General features: G+C 25.1%; 15 protein-coding genes and 2 tRNA genes. 10 read left to right on the top strand and 7 right to left on the bottom strand.

The features are described from left to right. The first annotated feature begins 20 nt into the window (after nucleotides 1-20). The 3 genes from SSDC_RS01665 to gyrB all read left to right on the top strand — a co-directional run bounded on the left by SSDC_RS01665 (nucleotide 21) and on the right by gyrB (nucleotide 3,893). Nucleotides 21-102, top strand: a tRNA-Leu gene (locus SSDC_RS01665). A gap of 125 nt (nucleotides 103-227) precedes the next feature. Further along, nucleotides 228-1,349 (top strand): DNA polymerase III subunit beta, encoded by a 1,122-nt coding sequence (gene dnaN, locus SSDC_RS01660; RefSeq protein ID WP_235443391.1) that lies wholly within the window; start codon nucleotides 228-230, stop codon nucleotides 1,347-1,349. Between the two features lie 42 nt (nucleotides 1,350-1,391). After that, a complete protein-coding gene (gene gyrB, locus SSDC_RS01655) occupies nucleotides 1,392-3,893 on the top strand; it encodes a DNA topoisomerase (ATP-hydrolyzing) subunit B (protein WP_020915579.1) in 2,502 nt (833 codons plus the stop codon). 19 nt (nucleotides 3,894-3,912) lie between these two features. Here the strand turns inward: gyrB and SSDC_RS01650 are convergent, their stop codons facing one another. Then, nucleotides 3,913-4,584 (bottom strand): uracil-DNA glycosylase, encoded by a 672-nt coding sequence (locus tag SSDC_RS01650; protein ID WP_020915578.1) that lies wholly within the window; start codon nucleotides 4,582-4,584, stop codon nucleotides 3,913-3,915. Between the two features lie 444 nt (nucleotides 4,585-5,028). Here SSDC_RS01650 and groES point away from each other — a divergent pair, with 444 nt between their 5' ends. After that, complete coding sequence (gene groES / locus SSDC_RS01645) at nucleotides 5,029-5,319, top strand: co-chaperone GroES (protein ID WP_020915577.1); 291 nt, start codon at nucleotides 5,029-5,031, stop codon at nucleotides 5,317-5,319. 47 nt (nucleotides 5,320-5,366) lie between these two features. Beyond that, a complete protein-coding gene (gene groL, locus SSDC_RS01640; RefSeq protein ID WP_020915576.1) occupies nucleotides 5,367-7,037 on the top strand; it encodes a chaperonin GroEL in 1,671 nt (556 codons plus the stop codon). Between the two features lie 147 nt (nucleotides 7,038-7,184). Here groL and SSDC_RS01635 read toward each other — a convergent pair. Next, a tRNA-Lys gene (locus SSDC_RS01635) sits at nucleotides 7,185-7,257 on the bottom strand. 147 nt (nucleotides 7,258-7,404) lie between these two features. Here SSDC_RS01635 and glyA point away from each other — a divergent pair. The 4 genes from glyA to tsaD all read left to right on the top strand — a co-directional run bounded on the left by glyA (nucleotide 7,405) and on the right by tsaD (nucleotide 11,467). Further along, entirely contained in the window at nucleotides 7,405-8,652 is a 1,248-nt protein-coding gene (gene glyA / locus SSDC_RS01630) for a serine hydroxymethyltransferase (protein ID WP_020915575.1), read from the top strand. 67 nt (nucleotides 8,653-8,719) lie between these two features. Then, nucleotides 8,720-9,913 carry a DNA polymerase III subunit gamma/tau gene (gene dnaX, locus SSDC_RS01625; protein WP_020915574.1) on the top strand — a complete coding sequence of 398 codons (1,194 nt, stop codon included), beginning with the start codon at nucleotides 8,720-8,722 and terminating at the stop codon, nucleotides 9,911-9,913. Nucleotides 9,914-10,094: 181 nt separating this feature from the next. Next, nucleotides 10,095-10,403: a YbaB/EbfC family nucleoid-associated protein gene (locus SSDC_RS01620; RefSeq protein ID WP_020915573.1), complete on the top strand. Its 309-nt coding sequence runs from the start codon at nucleotides 10,095-10,097 to the stop codon at nucleotides 10,401-10,403. 44 nt (nucleotides 10,404-10,447) lie between these two features. Further along, complete coding sequence (gene tsaD, locus SSDC_RS01615) at nucleotides 10,448-11,467, top strand: tRNA (adenosine(37)-N6)-threonylcarbamoyltransferase complex transferase subunit TsaD (protein WP_020915572.1); 1,020 nt, start codon at nucleotides 10,448-10,450, stop codon at nucleotides 11,465-11,467. Nucleotides 11,468-11,478: 11 nt separating this feature from the next. On the opposite strand, the gene mnmE is transcribed toward tsaD, so the two are convergent. From mnmE to rpmH, 4 genes are all read right to left on the bottom strand, one after another. Further along, on the bottom strand, nucleotides 11,479-12,897 hold the full coding sequence (mnmE, locus tag SSDC_RS01610) for a tRNA uridine-5-carboxymethylaminomethyl(34) synthesis GTPase MnmE (protein ID WP_020915571.1): 1,419 nt from the start codon (nucleotides 12,895-12,897) through the stop codon (nucleotides 11,479-11,481). Nucleotides 12,898-12,946: 49 nt separating this feature from the next. Continuing rightward, the gene (gene yidC, locus SSDC_RS01605; RefSeq protein ID WP_020915570.1) at nucleotides 12,947-14,578 is read right to left on the bottom strand and encodes a membrane protein insertase YidC; all 1,632 of its coding nucleotides are present in this window, start codon (nucleotides 14,576-14,578) and stop codon (nucleotides 12,947-12,949) included. Between the two features lie 161 nt (nucleotides 14,579-14,739). Next, on the bottom strand, nucleotides 14,740-15,162 hold the full coding sequence (locus SSDC_RS01600; RefSeq protein ID WP_020915569.1) for a ribonuclease P protein component: 423 nt from the start codon (nucleotides 15,160-15,162) through the stop codon (nucleotides 14,740-14,742). Between the two features lie 44 nt (nucleotides 15,163-15,206). Continuing rightward, nucleotides 15,207-15,341 (bottom strand): 50S ribosomal protein L34, encoded by a 135-nt coding sequence (gene rpmH / locus SSDC_RS01595; protein ID WP_020915568.1) that lies wholly within the window; start codon nucleotides 15,339-15,341, stop codon nucleotides 15,207-15,209. A gap of 166 nt (nucleotides 15,342-15,507) precedes the next feature. Between rpmH and mnmG the strand changes: the two genes are divergently transcribed. Next, complete coding sequence (gene mnmG, locus SSDC_RS01590; protein WP_020915567.1) at nucleotides 15,508-17,421, top strand: tRNA uridine-5-carboxymethylaminomethyl(34) synthesis enzyme MnmG; 1,914 nt, start codon at nucleotides 15,508-15,510, stop codon at nucleotides 17,419-17,421. Between the two features lie 57 nt (nucleotides 17,422-17,478). Here the strand turns inward: mnmG and SSDC_RS01585 are convergent, their stop codons facing one another. Then, a complete protein-coding gene (locus SSDC_RS01585; protein WP_020915566.1) occupies nucleotides 17,479-19,293 on the bottom strand; it encodes an ABC transporter ATP-binding protein in 1,815 nt (604 codons plus the stop codon). Nucleotides 19,294-19,726: the final 433 nt, after the last annotated feature.

The following is a 19,726-nucleotide window of genomic DNA, read 5'->3' as shown; positions in this document are numbered from 1 at the left end:
AATAAAAAGTTTATAATGCAACCGGGATGGCGAAATTGGTAGACGCACGAGATTCAAAATCTTGCACTGAAAAGTGTGCCGGTTCGATTCCGGTTCCCGGTAATTATTTAAGAAACTTAAAAATTCAATTAAAATAGTTTTCAACTAAAGATATATTAAATAAATATTTTCGATCAATACTACGTAAAATAAAAGTATAATAAATTTATAGTAAATAAAATAAGGAAATGAACGTAATGCAATTAGTAGTAAATACTGAAAAAAATGCAATTTTACATCCATTACAAATGGTAATTAGTATTGTAGAAAAAAAAAATATACTACCGATATTATCGAATATTTTAGTTTGTAAAAATAGTGAAAAAATATCTTTTTTATCCACTGATACAGAAGTGCAGATAACTACATATACTGCAGTTGGTTATGGAAATAGTTCTATTAATATTATAGTAGCAGCTCGTAAATTTATTGATATTTTACGTTCGTTACCAGAAACTGAAAAAGTAACTATTTATATAGAAAATAAACATATGCTTATTAAATCTGGGAAATCAAAATTCACATTACAGACTCTTGATGCTAAAGAATATCCAATTATGACATTAAATAGTAAATATGATTTTGAATTTACATTATCTCAGAAGACGCTCAAATGTATTCTAAATATGGTTTATTTTTCAATAGCACAACAAGATATTCGATATTATTTAAATGGTTTATTATTATCTTTTCAAAAAAAAAATATTATCGCGGTTTCGAGTGATGGTCATCGTTTAACATATTATCAAGTTAATATAGATAAAAAATTTTCATCATGTTCTGATATTATTATTCCAAGAAAAACTGTATTTACATTACAGCGTTTATTAGAAAATAAAGAAAATCCTGTTGAATTAAAAATTTCAAATAATCAAATTAAAATTATATTTTCTAATATTGAAATTATTTCAAAATTAATTGATGGAAAATTTTTAGATTATAAATATGTTATTAGCAATAAATATGAAAAAAGTTTTTTAGTGAATAGGAATAAATTATTACGATCATTACAGCGAATTTCCATAATAAGTAATGATAAACTTAAAGGCGTTCGTTTAGTTATTAAACCCAATTATTTAAAAATAACTGTAAGCAGTTCTAATAGAGAAAAAGCCTCTGAAGAATTAGAAATAAATTATAATGGTAAAGATGTGGATATTGGTTTAAATATTAGTTATTTAATTGAGATACTTAATAATTTAAAAAATGAAAATATTATAATTTCATTAAGTGATTCTAAATCATCTGTATTAATTTCTATACCGGAAGATAATAATTTTCAATATACTTTAATGCCAATGCGTATTTAAATAATCTTCTAGAAAAATTTTATAAAATTCTTAATAAAAATTATGTTATTAAAAAATAAAAATTCTTATGATATACAGGATACACAGGAATCTTCTTATAGCGCATCATCTATTCAAATACTTGAGGGATTAGAGGCGGTGCGAAAAAGACCAGAAATGTACATTGGTGATACTTCTGATGGAACCGGTTTACATCATTTGGTTTTTGAGATATTAGATAATGCTATTGATGAATCATTAGCTGGATATTGTACTAAAATTAATGTTACCATTTATTCCGATAATTCAATTTCTATTTCTGATAATGGAAGAGGTATTCCAATAGACATTAAAATAGATGATAAACATAAACCAAAGCGTAGTGCGGCAGAAATTGTAATGACCGAGTTACATGCTGGAGGTAAGTTTAATAAAAATTCTTATAAAATATCTGGTGGGTTACATGGTATTGGTCTTTCATGTGTTAATGGATTATCTAGATTTTTACAATTAACAATAAATAGAAATAAAAAAATACATTATATGGAATTTAGATATGGTGTATTACAAAATAGAATTATTAAAACAATAAATGGAATTTCTGTTTCACCCATAAAAATTATAGGAGATACAAATAAACAAGGAACAAAAATACATTTTTGGGTAGATGAAAAAATTTTTTCAAATATTGAATTTCATTATGAAATTTTAAAAAAAAGAATACGTGAACTTTCATTTTTAAATAATGGAGTATGCATAACTTTAATTGATGAGCGTATAAAAAAAAAAGAAATTTTTGAATTTAAAGGAGGTACTTCTGGTTTTGTTTCATATATCAATAAATCTAAGTTAGTTGTACATCCTACTATATTTCAGGCTATAGGTAATAAAATATCTGAAAAAAAAAATAATATCAATATAGATGTATCTATGCAATGGAATAATAGTTATAATGAAAATATACTTTGTTTTACTAATAATATATTGCAAGTGGATGGAGGAACTCATTTAACAGGTTTACGCTCTGGGATTACTCGCGCTATTAATAAATATATAGAAGAAAATGAATTTCTTAAAAAATCGAAAATTGAAATTATAGGCGAGGATATACGTGAAGGACTTACTTGTGTATTATCAATAAAAATACCTGATCCAAAATTTAATTCACAAACAAAAAATAAATTAGTTTCTAGTGAAGTAAGAAAACCAGTAGAAGAAATTATAATAAAAACACTATTTGATTTTTTACAAGAAAACCCGGGTGAATCAAAATTAATTTGTGAAAAAATTATTGAAGCTGCACGTTCAAGAGAAGCAGCTCGTAAAACAAGAGAATTAACTAGAAAAAAAAATTTAATAGATGATATTGAATTATCTACAAAATTAGCTGATTGTCAAGAAAAAAATCCAGAATTATGTGAATTATATATTGTAGAAGGAGATTCAGCTGGAGGATCAGTAAAACAAGGAAGAGATCGAAGATTTCAAGCTGTTTTACCTCTCAGAGGTAAAGTTTTGAATATTGAAAAAGCTCATTTTGAAAAAATAATTTTATCAGAACAAATTACAACATTAATTTCTACATTAGGAATTGGAATTGAGCAAAATGAATTTAATTTAGAAAAATTACGATATCATCGAATTATTATTATGACTGATGCGGATATTGATGGAGCACATATTCGAGCTCTTTTATTAACATTCTTTTATAGAAAAATGCCAAAATTGATAGAATATGGATATATATATATCGCGCAACCTCCATTATATAAAATTAAATATGGTAATAATGAATGTTATTTAAGAGATGATATTGAGGAAGAAAGATATATGCTGAAAATTGCATTTAAAAATGTTAAATTAATTTCTATTGAAAATGGAGATATTATTAAAGAAAATTATTTTTTTAAATTAATTGATAAGTATAATAAAACTATTGAAATTGTTCATCGATTAAAGCAAATTATTGATATTTCTATATTATCAGCTATCATGAGTGATGTTATTTTAAATTTAGATACACGAGAAAATGCAGAACAATTTGCAAAAAAAATAATTAAAAAACTTAATGATTCAAATATTGAAATTATTGTTGAATTTGATCAACTAAATAATAAATATTTACTTAATATTAAAAAAAAGTTTCTTAAAAAGAAAAATTATATCATTGATATTAATTTTATAAATAATAAAGATTATAAAAAATTAGTTTCTATTATTAGTACATTTAAAAAAATAATAGGAAAAGGAGTTATTATTCAAAAAAGTATAGGGGAAAAAATAAAAAAATATACTGCCAATAATTTTTATAAAATAATTAATTATTTAAGAAATGAGGCTGAAAATATGGTTATTAAACAACGTTATAAAGGACTTGGGGAAATGAATCCTGGACAATTATGGGAGACTACTATGAATCCTATGATTCGTTGCTTATTAAAAGTTAAAATTAAAGACGCAATTTCTGCTGATAAAATTTTTATGACACTAATGGGGGATAATGTGGAACTAAGACGTAAATTTATAGAATTAAATGCATTACATGCTAAAAATATAGATATATAAAATGATAGAATATGTAAAATTATTTATTAATCCAATTTATTGGATTAATATTTTTAGAAATTAAATATTTATTTGTAAACGAAAATGGACGACTACCAAAAAATCCTTTATTTGCTGAAAAGGGAGACGGATGTGAAGAAAAAATTATATAATGTTTACTTTGATCAATATATATTTTTTTAGAAATAGCATAATTACCCCATAAAATAAACAATAAATTTTTATGTTTATTTGATAAACATTTAATAACATTATCAGTAAAAAATTCCCATCCCTTTTTTGAGTGAGATCCAGCTTTTCCTGCGCAAACAGTTAATATACTATTAAGTAAAAAAACACCTTGTTTTGCTAAATCCGTTAAATCAGTTTCAGAGCGTTTAATACCTATATCATTTTTCATTTCCTTAAAAATATTCCTTAAGCTGGGAGGTATATAATTACTGTTATTTGGAACAGAAAAACAATAACCCATAGCAATTCCTGGTGTATGATAAGGATCTTGACCTAAAATAATAACTTTAACATAATCAAAAGGTGTTGTATTAAATGCCCGAAAAATATATTGGCTTTCAGGTAAACAAATTTTATTTGCATATTCATATTGCACAAAGTTTGCCAACTTCCTCCAATACGGTTTTCTAAATTCTTTTCGTAAGTGATATTTCCAAGATATTTCTAATTTAAGAGTCATATTTTATGTAATTTTTAAAAAATTAATTATCTAGAAATTATTTATTTCTTATTGTTATACCTATTAAAAAATAATTTTTATTAAATTTAAATAAATTAATATGATCAATTTAAAATCAACAATTTTAAAGTATTTTACATAAATTTATACTTAATTAGTTTAAGATGAAAAAATAAAATAAACTAAAACTTTACTTTCTCTTGAAAATTTAATTAAATATCTATATAATCATTAAATGATCATTATAAAATTTTTATGATCTTTATTAATCTTTATTAAGTATCGAAATATAATTGATTCACATTTATTATATATAAATTATTATATATAATATGTATAATATATAAAAATTATAAAAATTTTTATTTTATAATAGCCTCATATTGCTATCAAAAATATTTAGATTTGATTATTCATAACATATTGAATTTTAAGGAGTTTTTTATGGGTCTTCGTCCTTTGCACGATCGCGTTATTGTTAAACGTGTCGATCAGGAAACTAAAACCGCTTCTGGTATTGTTTTACCAGAAACTGCCGCAGAAAAACCGGATCAAGGTGAAGTCCTAGCTATTGGTACTGGAAAAATTTTAGAAGATGGTAGAATCCGTCCTTTAGCTATTAAAGTTGGTGATCGTGTTTTATTTGGAAAATATGCTGGTCAATCAGTTAAAGTTGATGGTAAAGAGCTATTAGTGATGCGTGAAGAAGATTTATTTGCAGTTATAGAAGAATAATATAAAAAGCATCGCTTAACTTTAAAATCGTATTCAGGAGAATAATAATGGCATCAAAACAAGTAATTTTTGGTGATGACGCTCGCGCCAAGATCGTAAATGGAGTTAATATTTTGGCAAACGCAGTAAAAGTTACTTTAGGTCCCAAAGGACGTAATGTTATTCTTGAACGCAGCTTTGGTGCACCAATAGTAACTAAAGATGGTGTTTCGGTTGCAAAAGAAATCGAACTAAAAGATAAGCTAGAAAATATGGGAGCTCAACTTGTTAAAGAAGTTGCTTCTAAAACTTCTGATAATGCGGGGGATGGTACCACAACAGCAACAGTTCTTGCGCAAGCTATTGTAAGAGAGGGATTTAAATATGTAGCCGCAGGTTTTAATCCAACTGATTTAAAACGTGGTATAGATAAAGCGGTAATTGCTATTGTTTCAGAAATTAAAAAAATATCTAAACCAATTATGACTAATAAAGAAATTGCTCAAGTTGGATCAATTTCAGCTAATGCAGATACCGATATTGGTGATATTATTGCTCGAGCAATGGATAAAGTTGGTAAAGAGGGTGTTATTACCGTAGAAGATGGAAAATCATTAGAAAATGAATTAGATATAGTTGAAGGCATGCAGTTTGATCGAGGGTATTTATCTCCATATTTTATTAATAATCAAGAAAAACAAGTTGTTGCACTAGATAATCCTTATATTTTACTTTTTGATAAAAAAATTTCAAATATTAGAGAATTACTCCCAGTTTTAGAGCAAGTTGCTAAAACTAATAAACCACTATTAATTATTGCTGAAGACGTAGAAGGAGAGGCGTTAGCAACTTTAGTAGTAAATAATATTCGTGGAATATTAAAAACTGCTGCTGTTAAAGCACCAGGGTTTGGTGATAGAAGAAAAGCAATGTTAGAGGATATTGCTATTTTAACTGGTGGAACAGTAATTGCAGAAGAAATTGGTTTAACTTTAGAAAAAACAACTTTAGAAAATTTGGGGCAAGCAATACGTGTAGAAATTGGAAAAGAAAATACTACGATTATTGATGGAAATGGCAAAAAAGCTAATATTGAAGCACGTTGCGCGCAAATTCGAACTCAAATTGAAGAGGCTACATCAGATTATGATCGCGAAAAATTACAAGAACGTGTTGCCAAATTAGCTGGAGGCGTTGCTCTTATTAAAGTTGGTGCTGCCACAGAAGTAGAAATGAAAGAAAAAAAAGCTCGTGTTGAAGACGCATTACATGCTACTCGTGCAGCTGTTGAAGAAGGTATAGTTCCAGGTGGAGGGGTTGCTTTATTAAGATCTCGATCTGCTATACAAAAATTAAAAGGAGATAATCCTGATCAAGATACAGGAATTAAAATTGTTTTACGTGCTATTGAAGAACCATTACGACAAATTGTATTTAATGCAGGAGGAGAAGCATCTGTTGTAAGCGCTAAAGTATTAGCGGGTTCCGGTAATTATGGTTATAATGCTGCGGATGGTACATATGGCGATTTAGTATCTTTAGGAGTTCTTGATCCAGCTAAAGTTACTCGATCTGCATTACAAAATGCAGCATCTGTCGCAAGTTTAATTTTAACTACTGATGCATTAATTGCAGAAATTTCAGAAGAAAAAACAGCTAGCGGTAATAGTGGTGGTATGGATATGAATAGTATGGGCGGTGGTATGGGAGGTATGGGCGGTATGGGTGGAATGATGTAAATATTTATACCGAATATAACAATACCAAATACACAAATAAAAACCTCGCTAAAGCGGGGTTTTTATATTTATGAGATGAGTGTATTTAAAATTTAAATACAATGATATTGTATTTAAATTTAATATTATTTGGGAATTATTTATAGATAGGCCGTGCAGGACTTGAACCTGCGACCAACGGATTAAAAGTCCGCTGCTCTACCAACTGAGCTAACGACCCAAAAAAATTTAATGTCACTATTATAAATGTGTCTTAAAATAACTGTCAAATTTCATAAAAAATATAATAATTTTGTATTTTAAAAAATTAATTATTTATTAAAAATAAATTAATTTATTAATTTAATAAAAATAATGTAACATAATAATGATTATAAAAAATGAAAATTTATCTAAAATTGATCCTAAGATATGGGAAATTATATTAAAGGAAAAACAACGTCAAAATAATAATATTGAATTAATTGCTTCCGAAAATTATACATCTCTAGCTGTTATGGAAGCACAAGGTACATTATTAACAAATAAATATGCTGAAGGTTATCCTGGTAAACGTTATTATGGTGGATGTAAATTTATTGATTTAATAGAAAAAATAGCAATAAATCGTTTAAAAAAAATTTTTAATGCTGAAGCTGCTAATGTTCAACCTCATTCAGGATCACAAGCTAATCAAGCAGTATTTTTTTCTGTTTTAAATCCTGGGGATACAATTATGGGAATGTCATTACAGGAAGGCGGACATTTAACTCATGGTATGATGTTAAATATGTCTGGTAAATGGTTTAATTCTATTTGTTATGGTTTAAATAAAAAAGAAAAAATTGATTATAAAAAAGTAGAATATTTAGCTAAAAAAAATAAACCAAAATTAATTATTGCGGGCGCTTCGGCTTATTCACAATATATTGATTTTGAGCGTTTTTATCATATTGCTAAAAATATTAACTCTTATTTTATGGTAGATATGGCGCATTATGCTGGATTAATTGCCGCCGGAGAGTATCCAAATCCTGTTCCATTTGCTGACTTTATAACATCAACTACACACAAATCTTTACGTGGTCCACGTGGCGGATTTATTTTAATGAAAAAAAAATATAAAAAAATTATTAATTCTGCCGTGTTTCCAGGAATTCAAGGGGGGCCTTTAATGCATGTTATTGCTGCTAAAGCAGTAGCATTTAAAGAAGTTTTAAAACCTGATTTTAAAATTTATCAAAAACAAGTTGTAAAAAATGCAAAAATATTATCTAAAATTTTAGATCAGCGTGGTATACGTATTGTTTCTGGTGGAACTAAATCACATATTATTTTAGTTGACCTAAGAAATAAAAAAATTACTGGAAAAATAGCTGAATCTATTCTTGAGTCAGCAAACATAATTTGTAACAAAAATTCTATTCCAAATGACCCAGAAAAACCATATTTTACATCAGGAATTAGATTAGGGAGTTCAGCAATAACTACAAGAGGATTTAGTGAATTAGAAATTATTAAAGTTGGTAATTTATGCGCTGATATTTTAGATTATCCTTTTAATCAAGAAAATATTAAAAATGTTAAAAAAGAAGTAAAAAAAATAACTAATAAATTTCCAATTTATAAAAATTAGTTTATTATTTTTTTATACTTTTATAAAATTCTTAAATTTTTTTAAAATCTCGATAATTTTATATTATATGTCTTATCAAGTTCTTGCTCGTAAATATCGACCTAGCAATTTTAATACTTTAATTGGACAAAATCACATTTCAAAGTCTTTAATAAATGCTTTAGACAAAAAAAGACTGCATCATGCATATTTGTTTACTGGAACTCGGGGAGTTGGAAAAACAACAATATCACGAATTTTGGCAAAATGTTTAAATTGTATTGGTATAGATGGTAATGGAGGTATTACTTCTCAACCTTGTGGAAAATGTTCTGTTTGTGTAAAAATAGATAATGGATGTTTTATGGATTACATAGAAATGGATGCTGCTTCTACTAGAGGAATTAATGAAATGGCACAGTTATTAGAACAAACAATTTATGCGCCAATTAACGCTCGATACAAAATATATGTAATTGACGAAGTACATATGTTAACTCACCATGCTTTTAATGCAATGTTAAAAACATTAGAAGAACCACCAAAATATATTAAATTCATATTAGCGACAACTGAACCTCAAAAAATTCCAATTACCGTATTATCAAGATGTATTCAATTTAATTTAAAAAAAATGTTGCATCATGATATTGTTAATAATCTTTGTTATATTCTAAATAAAGAAAATATTAAATTTGAGACATCTGCTCTAAATTTAATTGCTACTGGAGCGCAAGGATCTATGAGAGATGCATTATCTTTAACTGATCAAGCTATTAATTACTCATCCGAAAAAATTACATTAAATTCCATGCAAGAAATGTTGAGTATTATTGATCAAAAATATTTAATACAAATATTAGATGCGTTAGCAGAACAAGATGGTAATTTAATATTATCTATTGCAAATAAAATAGAAATATATAATTTATCATATAGTATTGTTTTAAAGGATCTTAGTTTATTGTTGCATCAAATTTCATTAATACAAATATCTCCTGAAATATTAATAAAAGACTCTCCAAATTATAATGAAATTATTCAATTGTCAAAAAAATTTAATATTGAGCAAATACAACTTTTTTATCAAATAAGTATACATGGAAGAAATGAACTAGAATTAGCACCGGATGAATATGCTGGATTTACTATGACATTATTACGTATGTTAGTTTTTCAAACATTACATAATCATTTAGATTATAATAATTTAAAAAATTCAAAAGATACAGTAAATGAATCTCTTTTATCTGTATCAAATAAATTTAAAAATTTTTCATAAAATTTTTGTAAAAAATAATACATATAATAAATTAATAGAAAGGAAATTTAATACATGGAAACTAATAACTTTTCTGAAGAAAATATTTATTCATTTTTAAAAGATTTAATAAATGAATTTGATATTGTTTTAATAAAAAAATATATTTAATTTATTAATTATTAATAATTTTTAAAAAAATATGATAAAAAATAAAATAACAGATTTTATTAGTCAAGCAAAAATTATTCAAGATAAAATGAAAAAAGCTCAAGAAGAATTATCTTCTATTGAAGTAGAAGGACAGTCTGGCGCTGGTATGGTAAAAGTTTTAATGACTTGTAAAAATTATGTAAAAAGAGTGTTTATTGATTCAAAATTATTAAATGAAGATAAAGATATGTTAGAAGATTTAACGGTAGCAGCTTTTAATGATGCTATAAAAAAAGCAGAAATGAAATCACAAGAAAAACTATTTAACTTAACAGGAAATTTACCATTTAAATTATAATTTATTTATTAAAATTCACTATATTAAATTTTTAAAATCATATTATGATTATATTAGGCATTGAATCTTCTTGTGATGATAGTGGTTTAGCTTTATACGATACTCATATTAAAAATTTAAGAAGTCATGTAATATGTTCTCAAAATTTAGTACATAAAGAATACGGAGGAGTTGTTCCGGAACTGGCTGCTCGTACTCATATTCAAACAATAATCCCATTATTAAGTAAATTATTAAAAAATTCTAATTTAGAATTAAAAAAAATTGATATTATTGCATATACTAGGGGTCCCGGGTTGCCTGGATCTCTATTAGTTGGATCATCTATAGCTTGCAGCATAGCTTTATCGATTAATAAACCAGTAATTGGTATTAATCATCTAGAAGGACATTTATTGTCTCCATTTTTATCAAATAATTCTCTTACATTTCCTTTTATTGCGCTTCTTGTTTCGGGAGGGCATACACAATTAATAAAAGTTAATAGTATTGGTAATTATTTTTTATTAGGTGAGACATTAGATGATGCTGCAGGGGATACTTTTGATAAAATTGCTAAAATGTTAGATTTAGGATATCCTGGTGGTCCAGAAATTTCATTAATTTCTGAATTTGGTGATCCTAATATTTATAAATTTCCTAGACCAATGTTATATACAAATAATTTTAATTTCAGTTTTTCTGGTCTAAAAACTTCTGTTTTAAATGTAATTAAGAATATTAAATTAGATTCTTTAAAAAAAGAAAAAGCAAATATAGCAAGAGGATTTTTGGATGCTATTATTGATGTTTTAACATTTAAATGTATAGCGGCATTAAAAAATACGGGAATCAATAAATTAGTAGTTGTTGGTGGGGTTGGGGCGAATAAACAATTAAGAAAGAAATTAAATATATTAAAAAAACAATATAACTATACAGTGTTTTATCCTAAAAAAGAATTTTGTACAGATAATGGTGCAATGATTGCATTTGCCGGGGCAATGCGCATAGAAAATAATTATAAATCAGAATCAAATTATGAGTTTAATATAAAACCGCAGTGGAAAATTAATAAAATATAATTTTTTAAAAATTATTTTCCAATACAAAATTGTGAAAATATATTATCTAATAAATCATTTGTTGTAGATTTACCAATAATACTACTTAATTTTTCATGACAAAATCGTAAATCCTCAGCAATTAACTCTAAATTTTTTTCAAAATTTTTTTCTGATTGATTGATAATTTTTATTGCGCAAGATAAATAATAATTAGCTTCATTAAGAGAGTGTATATGACGTTCACGCGCTAAATAAGGGGATGATTCAATAGTTTGAGTTTTTTCAATTAAATCTAGTAAAGTATTTCGTAATAAATTAATTCCAATACCCTTACTTGCTGATAAATAAATATTAGCTATATTATTTTTATAATTAATATTTTTTTGATGTCCAGAATAATCAATTTTATTCCAAACATAAATTACTGGAATGTTCATTGGAAAATTTTTTATTATTTTTTTGTCAAAATCGGTATGTTTATCATAACGTGCATCTTGCACATAAATAATAATATCAGAATTTTTTAACTCAACCCAAGTACGTTCAATACCAATTTTTTCAACTTCATTAATATTTTTTTTTATTTTACTATTAATATCAGGAATACCCGCGGTATCAGTAATTTTGAATAAAAATTTATTAATTTGAATAGTTTTAGTGATTTTGTCTCGTGTAGTTCCTGCAATAGAAGTTACAATTGCAACATCAGAACCAACTAAAGAATTAAATAATGAAGATTTTCCTACATTCGGTTGTCCAATTAAAACTACATTAAGTCCATTACGAATTAATGCTCTTTTTTTACCTTGTTGTATTATTTTTAATAATTTTTTTTTGATTTTAATTAACTCATTAAAAAAATCATTTTTATTTAAAATCAATTCTTGATTTTCTTCTGGAAAATCAAAAGAAAATTCAATTAAAGTACGTAAATTAATTAATTTGTCTAATAATATATTAATTAATTTAGAAAATTTTCCAGATAAAGAAATCATTGCTGATTTAGCTGCGGACTCTGTAGAGGCATTAATTAAATCAATTATTGCTTCTACTTGAATTAAATCTAATTTATTATTTAAAAAAGCTCGTTTAGTAAATTCACCTGGCATAGCTAATCTTAATCCAATACTTTTACCTATTTCTAAACAAGAAGATAATAACATATGTAATATAATTGGTCCGCCATGTCCATGTAATTCTATTACATCCTCTCCTGTATAAGAATGTGGAGCTTTAAAATAAATAACTAAACCTTTATCAATAATATTATTATTTTTACAAAAAAAAGATGAATAAGTAGCAAAACGTGGTTTTAATTGTTTTTTTGTTTTTTTACAAACTATTTCAACAATTGACCAAAGATTTTTTCCAGATAAACGAATAATACCTACTCCCCCTCTTCCTGGAGGAGTGGCTATTCCAATAATAGGAGAATTTTTTGTTAACATTTTATACTTTATTTTTTTAAAAATTTCTTAATAAAATCTAATATATAAATTATATTAAACTTCTATTTATTATCCATTGCTGAATAATTGTTAAGATATTATTAATAAGCCAATATAATACTAAACCAGATGGAAAAAAGAAAAAAACTATTGAAAAAATGATTGGAGCAAATTTTGAGATTATATTTTGTTCTGGATCTAATGATTGTGAATTAAGTTGATTTTGTATTATTGTAGAAATCATCATAAATATTGGTAAAATATAAAATTTATCTGGAGAAGATAAATCATGTATCCATCCTAACCATGGAGCATTTCTTATTTCAATACTATTTAATAATACTGAATATAAAGAAATAAAAACAGGAATTTGAATAATTATAGGTAAAATACTACTAAAAGGATTTATTTTTTCTTTTTTATATAAATTAACTATTTCCTCGTTAGTTTTTTTTATGTTTTTTTTATTGCGATCACGTATTTCTTGTATTTTTGGTGATAATAATTTCATTTTAAGCATATTTTTATAACTTATCGCTGATAATGGAAAAAATATTAATTTTATTAATATAGTTAAAAAAATAATAGACCAACCCCAATTATCTAAAAATGCATGAATATATACCATTAACTTAAAAATTGGTTTAGCAAAAATAGTTAACCATCCATAATCTTTTACTAAATCTAAATTAGGATCAGTTTTTGATAACATAGTTGATATTTGAGGACCGGAATATAAATAAGATTTAATATCAACTTTGGAATTAGGAGAAATTTTATTTATTGGTAAAATATAATCAATCTTATAAAGATTATTAGATAATTTTTTAATAAATGCTTCACGTTTTATTCCATTTATAGGTATAATAGCTGAAACAAAATAATGTTGTATTATTGCAATCCATCCATTATTAGATTGATTTAGATATATTCTTTTGGATTTTTCAATATCTTTAAATGATATTTTTTTAAATTTATCAGTATTATTATATGAAGCTAAACCAGTAAAAGTGCGGCAAAAATATGATTCTCCATTTGGTTTATTTCCATCACGAATTAATTCCATTTGCAATAACGGTATAATCGATTTATTACTATAATTAGTAATAGTATGTATTATATCAATTTTATAATCACCACGTCTAAAAATATAGGTTTTTGTTAATTTAATATCATTTTTTTTTGATTCAAGAATTAATTTTACAAAATCGTTATTACCTAATGTACGTTTTCCTGGTAAGGCAATAAATTTTGAATTGGAATTGGGGAATTCTTTATTCAACAAACCAGATTTAGCTAAATAAGTATTATTTGATTCGCAATTAAACAATTTTAAATTATTTATAGAATTATTTGAATCTTTATATTTTAATAATTCTAATTTTTTCAAAGTTCCGCCTATAGTATCAATATCAGCTTTAATAATATCAGTAGTAATTGTAATAATTTTTCTTTTTACATTAATACAATTTTTTTTTATATTTTTTTCTTCTGAACATATATGTTTTTTATAATTAATAATAGATGATTTTTCAATATCGTATTTATTTAATAAAGATGTTTTTTTTATTATATCTGAAAAAAAAAAAGATTTATGATTATTAAAATTTATCAAACTATTAAAAATCATTAATAAAGAAAAGAAAAATATAATCCATAAAATAATACGTTTAACGTCCATTAAAATTAATATACTTATATGATTATAAATTAAATAACTATTTATTGGGAATGTATAACAAAAACAAAAATATTTTTATAAACATAAATAAAATACTTTGAATTATAATAATATTATATTTCTTTAAAATAAAGAACTGCAATAATATTTTATTATTAAAACTAATTTTTAGTTATATAATTAAAATTTACAGTAATTTTATTAATTAAATCGTTAATTTTTAATAATTCTCGTAATTCAGATCTTAATAAATGTTTTAACATAGTAGTAATAGCAGGATCACTTTTAATATTTATTGGTTTATATAAACGAACAACACAATCAATATAAGGAAAAAAATAACTATGTCTAAATAATTCTCTAGCAATTCTCTTAATAGTACTACGAGTAACAGAACGAGGTGCAAACCGTTTTGAAACTATAATTCCAAAACGATTTTTTCCAAATTTATTAGATCGTATATACAAATAAAAATGTGAAGTTTTATGAATTGGGCGTAAACGTAATATAGCAGAAAAATCTTTTTTTTTAATAATTCTTTTTTCTTTTGCGTAAGAATTGGAAAAATTTTTAGAATTTATCAATTTAAATAATTTATAAAATTTTACAAAATATATTTTTTATATTTTTATATCGTTAACTTTTTTCTACCTTTACGTCGACGTGAATTAATAATAATACGACCAGCACGAGTTGTAATTCGTGAACGAAATCCATGCGTACGTTTACGACATATAATAGAAGGTTGATAAGTACGTTTCATTTAAAAATCCAATTTTATAAACTTTAACAGTTGTAAAATATACATTTTATTCTATTATATATTTTTTTTAAAAATATTTTATAATTAATAAATATTTTATATTGAAAGAATAAAATCTTTTTTAGTAATAAAATTAAAACTTTTAAAATTAAATTTATTTATTTTTATGTTATTTAAATCAAAATTTGATGTAATTGTTGTTGGAGGAGGGCACGCAGGAACGGAAGCTGCTCTTGTTTCTGCGCGTATGGGGCAGAAAACTTTATTATTGTCTCATAATATTGACACAATAGGACAAATGTCTTGTAATCCCTCAATTGGGGGGATAGGTAAAAGTCATTTAGTTAAAGAGATAGATGCAATGGGGGGTATAATGGCAATTGCGACTGATAAATCAGGAATTCAATTTCGTATTTTAAATTCTTCAAAAGGAGCCGCGGTAAGAGCAACTCGCGCACAAGTAGATAGAATTTTATATAAACAAGCTATACGTTTTTATTTAGAAAATCAATTAAATCTTTATTTATTTCAAGAAGAGGTTGATGATTTAATAATTAAAACAAATAAAATTTTAGGTGTTGTTACTAAAATTGGTATAAAATTTTTTAGCAAAACAGTAATTTTAACTACTGGTACATTTCTTAATGGAAAAATTCATATTGGTTTAAAAAGTTATTCTGCTGGTCGTTTTGGAGATTTTTCAACTACTTCGTTAGCGAAGCGTTTAAAAGAATTACAGTTATCTCATGGTAGATTAAAAACTGGTACACCACCCAGAATTGATAAAAGAACTATTGATTTTTCAAAAATGGAAGAACAAATAGGGGATTTTGATCCTGTTCCGGTATTTTCTGTGCTTGGAAATATTAATTTGCACCCAAAACAATTATCATGCTTTATTACTCATACTAATGAAAAAACACATAATATTATTCGATCTGAATTCAAAAATAGCCCAATTTTTTCAGGAAAAATAGAGTCTATTGGTCCACGTTATTGTCCATCTATCGAAGATAAAGTATATCGTTTTCCGAAAAAAAAATCTCATCATATATTTTTAGAGCCAGAAGGTATTGTTATCAATGAATATTACCCAAATGGGATATCAACCAGTCTTCCTTTTGAGGCTCAAATAGAATTAGTGCAATCAATAGATGGAATGAAAAACGCTAATATTATACGACCAGGATACGCAATAGAATATGATTATTTTAATCCATGTAATTTAAAATCATCACTAGAAACCAAACAAATTCATGGTTTATTTTTTGCTGGCCAAATAAATGGTACTACTGGATATGAAGAAGCAGCGTCTCAAGGTTTATTAGCAGGATTAAATGCGGCTTTATTTTCTCAAGACCGCGATCCTTGGATACCTGGTCGTGATCAAGCATATTTAGGTGTATTAGTTGATGATTTAATTACTAAAGGTATTCAAGAACCTTATCGTATGTTTACTAGTCGCGCAGAATATCGTTTAAATTTACGTGAAGATAATGCGGATTTACGTCTTACAGAAATAGGGTGGAAATTAGGATGTGTTAGTTATAAACAATGGAAGATATTTGAAAAAAAAAGAGAAATAATTACAAAAGAATTACAAAGATTAAAGGATACATGGATTAATCCAAGTATTCTTAATACAGGAGAATCTGAACGTGTATTAGGAAAAAGAATAAAACATGAATATTCTTTGTCTAATTTATTAACTTGGCCTAATGTTAATTATAATACATTAACATCATTAAAAGGAATTAATGGTAAAAATTTATATAATACAGAAATTTATCAAGAAGATATTAAAAAACAGCTTAAAATACAATTACAATATGAGGGTTATATCCTTCGACAAATAAATGAAGTAGAAAAAAATAAAATTAATGAAAATTTAAAATTACCACATAATTTAGATTATATGAAAATACAATCTCTATCAATAGAGGCTCGTCAAAAATTAAATAAATATAAACCAGAAACTATTGGGCAAGCATCAAGAATATCTGGAGTAACACCGGCCGCATTGACATTGTTATTAATTTATTTAAAAAGTGGTTTTTTAAAAAATTTTATAAAAAAATAAAAATATGTTTATTTTTATAAAAAAATTTTATATTAAATATTAAGATTTTTTATTTTTTTAAAAATTTTTGTTTTGATGTCTCCATAAACGTGAATATAAACCATTTTTTTTTAATAAATCTAAATGAGATCCTTCTTCTGCTACGCAGCCATTATCTAATACTATTAATCTATCCATTGCGGAAATAGTAGATAATCTATGTGCTATAGCAATTACTGTTTTTCCTTTCATTAAATTATATAAACTTTTTTGAATAGCAATTTCTGCCTCTGAATCAAGTGCACTAGTAGCCTCATCAAGTAATAAAATTGGTGCATTTTTTAATATAACGCGAGCAATTGCAATTCTTTGACGTTGTCCTCCGGATAATTTAATTCCATGTTCCCCTACATGAGCATCATAACCTTTTCGTCCATGTTCGTCAGTTAAAGATTTAATGAAAATATCAGCTTCCGCGCATTTTGCTGCATTAAATAACTCACATTCACTGGCATCAGGACGACCATATAAAATATTATCTCGTATAGAGCGATGTAATAATGAAGTATCTTGTGTTACCATTCCTATTTGTTCTCGTAAGCTTTCCTGTGATACATTTGAAATATTTTGTCCATCAATTAAAATTTCTCCATATTTTATATCATAAAAACGTAATAAAAGATTATTAATAGTTGATTTTCCAGCTCCAGAGCGACCTACTAATCCAATTTTTTCTCCAGGTTGAATGGTTAATGATAAATTATTTATTATTAAATGTTTTTGATCATAAGAAAAGCTTACATTTTTGAAGAAAATTTTTCCATTTGTAACTACTAATCTTTTTGCATTGTAATTATCTACTATTTTATATTTTTTTGAAAGCATATTCATCCCGTCTTGTATCGTACCAATACTTTCAAAAAGAGCTGCTATTTCCCACATTACCCAATGTGATATACCATTTAAACGAAGTGACATTGCAGTTGCCGCGGCAACTGCACCAATACCTAAAATACCTTTTGTCCATAAAAATAACGCGCATCCTGTTGTACCAAGAATTAATAACATTGCTAATAAATGGTTTATAATTTCAAAACTACTAATTAGGCGCATTTGTTGATATATTTTTTTTAAAAAATCAATCATGGCAAATCGTGCATAATTAGCCTCACGTCCAGCGTGAGAAAATAATTTTACAGTCATGATATTAGCATAAGCATCAGTAATTCGACCTGTCATTAATGAACGTGCAGTTGCCTGTGATTCTGCTGTTTTATTTAAACGAGGTATAAAATATATTAATGTATAAATATAAGCACTAATCCATATAACAAATGGAAAAAGCATATAAACATTAAATGTTCCTATTATTGTTAATATAGTAACAATATATATTGTTATAAAAACTAGAATATCACCTATAATAACAAATATATCTCTTATTGCTATAGAAGTTTGCATTACTTTTGTTGCAATTCTTCCAGCAAATTCTTCTTGAAAAAAATTGATACTTTGATTTAATATAAGTCTATGAAAATTCCATCTCAATAACATTGGAAAATTTCCAGATAATACTTGATGTTTAAATAATGTCTGTAAACCAACAAAAACCGTACTACTTATTAGTATAAACCCTAATAATAATATATAACTACTGTAATTTTTCCAAAGAAGTGATGGTTTTATATTACTTAATAAATCTATAATTTTTCCCATAGCAGCAAATAATAAAGCTTCAAATGTGCCAGTTAAAGTAGTAAAAAAAATTACTAATAAAATATATTTACGTACACCATATATACATTTTAAAATAAATGATATTAATTTATATGGCGGAGGTTTTATTAATATATTTGGGAAAGGATATAGTATTTTTTCGAATATTTTATACATTTTATAAACTCCATTTTAATTTTTATAAATTTTATTTGAGATGCAAAATTTATTTATATTTTATTTATAAAAATTTTTTAAAAATACATTTTTTTATATTTATATTTTTAATTTATATAAATATAATTTATTCATACGATATTTTATTTTATTTTAAAATTTAAGTTAAACTTGTTTAGTTAAAAATTTTCGATAGTGTTTTAAATTAAGTATTTATATAAGATTCTTCATATAATAAATTCAATTATATTTATATATTTTATATTTAATAATAAATTTAATAAAAAATTTTTTGAAAATTATAGTTTTTAGCGTTATATTGTTATCAAATTGACAATTTATACTAAATTATTTAATACTTATTAATAATTTGTTAATTTAAAAAAATATTATAAAAATTTTTTTATAATTACATTTTTTAAGAGATACTAAA

Origin of the sequence: Candidatus Profftella armatura (assembly GCF_000441555.1) — a bacterium.
In the GTDB taxonomy this organism is placed as follows: domain Bacteria; phylum Pseudomonadota; class Gammaproteobacteria; order Burkholderiales; family Burkholderiaceae; genus Profftella; species Profftella armatura.
This window is presented reverse-complemented; position numbering and strand designations above follow the sequence as displayed.

Excerpts from the sequence above, each read along its gene's own strand:
- mnmG (WP_020915567.1), top strand. The coding sequence starts at position 15,508 with ATGTTATTTAAATCAAAATTTGATGTAATTGTTGTTGGAGGAGGGCAC.
- yidC (WP_020915570.1), bottom strand. The coding sequence starts at position 14,578 with ATGGACGTTAAACGTATTATTTTATGGATTATATTTTTCTTTTCTTTA.
- glyA (WP_020915575.1), top strand. The coding sequence starts at position 7,405 with ATGATTATAAAAAATGAAAATTTATCTAAAATTGATCCTAAGATATGG.
- SSDC_RS01620 (WP_020915573.1), top strand. The coding sequence starts at position 10,095 with ATGATAAAAAATAAAATAACAGATTTTATTAGTCAAGCAAAAATTATT.
- dnaX (WP_020915574.1), top strand. The coding sequence starts at position 8,720 with ATGTCTTATCAAGTTCTTGCTCGTAAATATCGACCTAGCAATTTTAAT.
- groES (WP_020915577.1), top strand. The coding sequence starts at position 5,029 with ATGGGTCTTCGTCCTTTGCACGATCGCGTTATTGTTAAACGTGTCGAT.
- SSDC_RS01585 (WP_020915566.1), bottom strand. The coding sequence starts at position 19,293 with ATGTATAAAATATTCGAAAAAATACTATATCCTTTCCCAAATATATTA.
- gyrB (WP_020915579.1), top strand. The coding sequence starts at position 1,392 with ATGTTATTAAAAAATAAAAATTCTTATGATATACAGGATACACAGGAA.
- rpmH (WP_020915568.1), bottom strand. The coding sequence starts at position 15,341 with ATGAAACGTACTTATCAACCTTCTATTATATGTCGTAAACGTACGCAT.
- mnmE (WP_020915571.1), bottom strand. The coding sequence starts at position 12,897 with ATGTTAACAAAAAATTCTCCTATTATTGGAATAGCCACTCCTCCAGGA.
- dnaN (WP_235443391.1), top strand. The coding sequence starts at position 228 with ATGAACGTAATGCAATTAGTAGTAAATACTGAAAAAAATGCAATTTTA.
- tsaD (WP_020915572.1), top strand. The coding sequence starts at position 10,448 with ATGATTATATTAGGCATTGAATCTTCTTGTGATGATAGTGGTTTAGCT.
- SSDC_RS01650 (WP_020915578.1), bottom strand. The coding sequence starts at position 4,584 with ATGACTCTTAAATTAGAAATATCTTGGAAATATCACTTACGAAAAGAA.
- groL (WP_020915576.1), top strand. The coding sequence starts at position 5,367 with ATGGCATCAAAACAAGTAATTTTTGGTGATGACGCTCGCGCCAAGATC.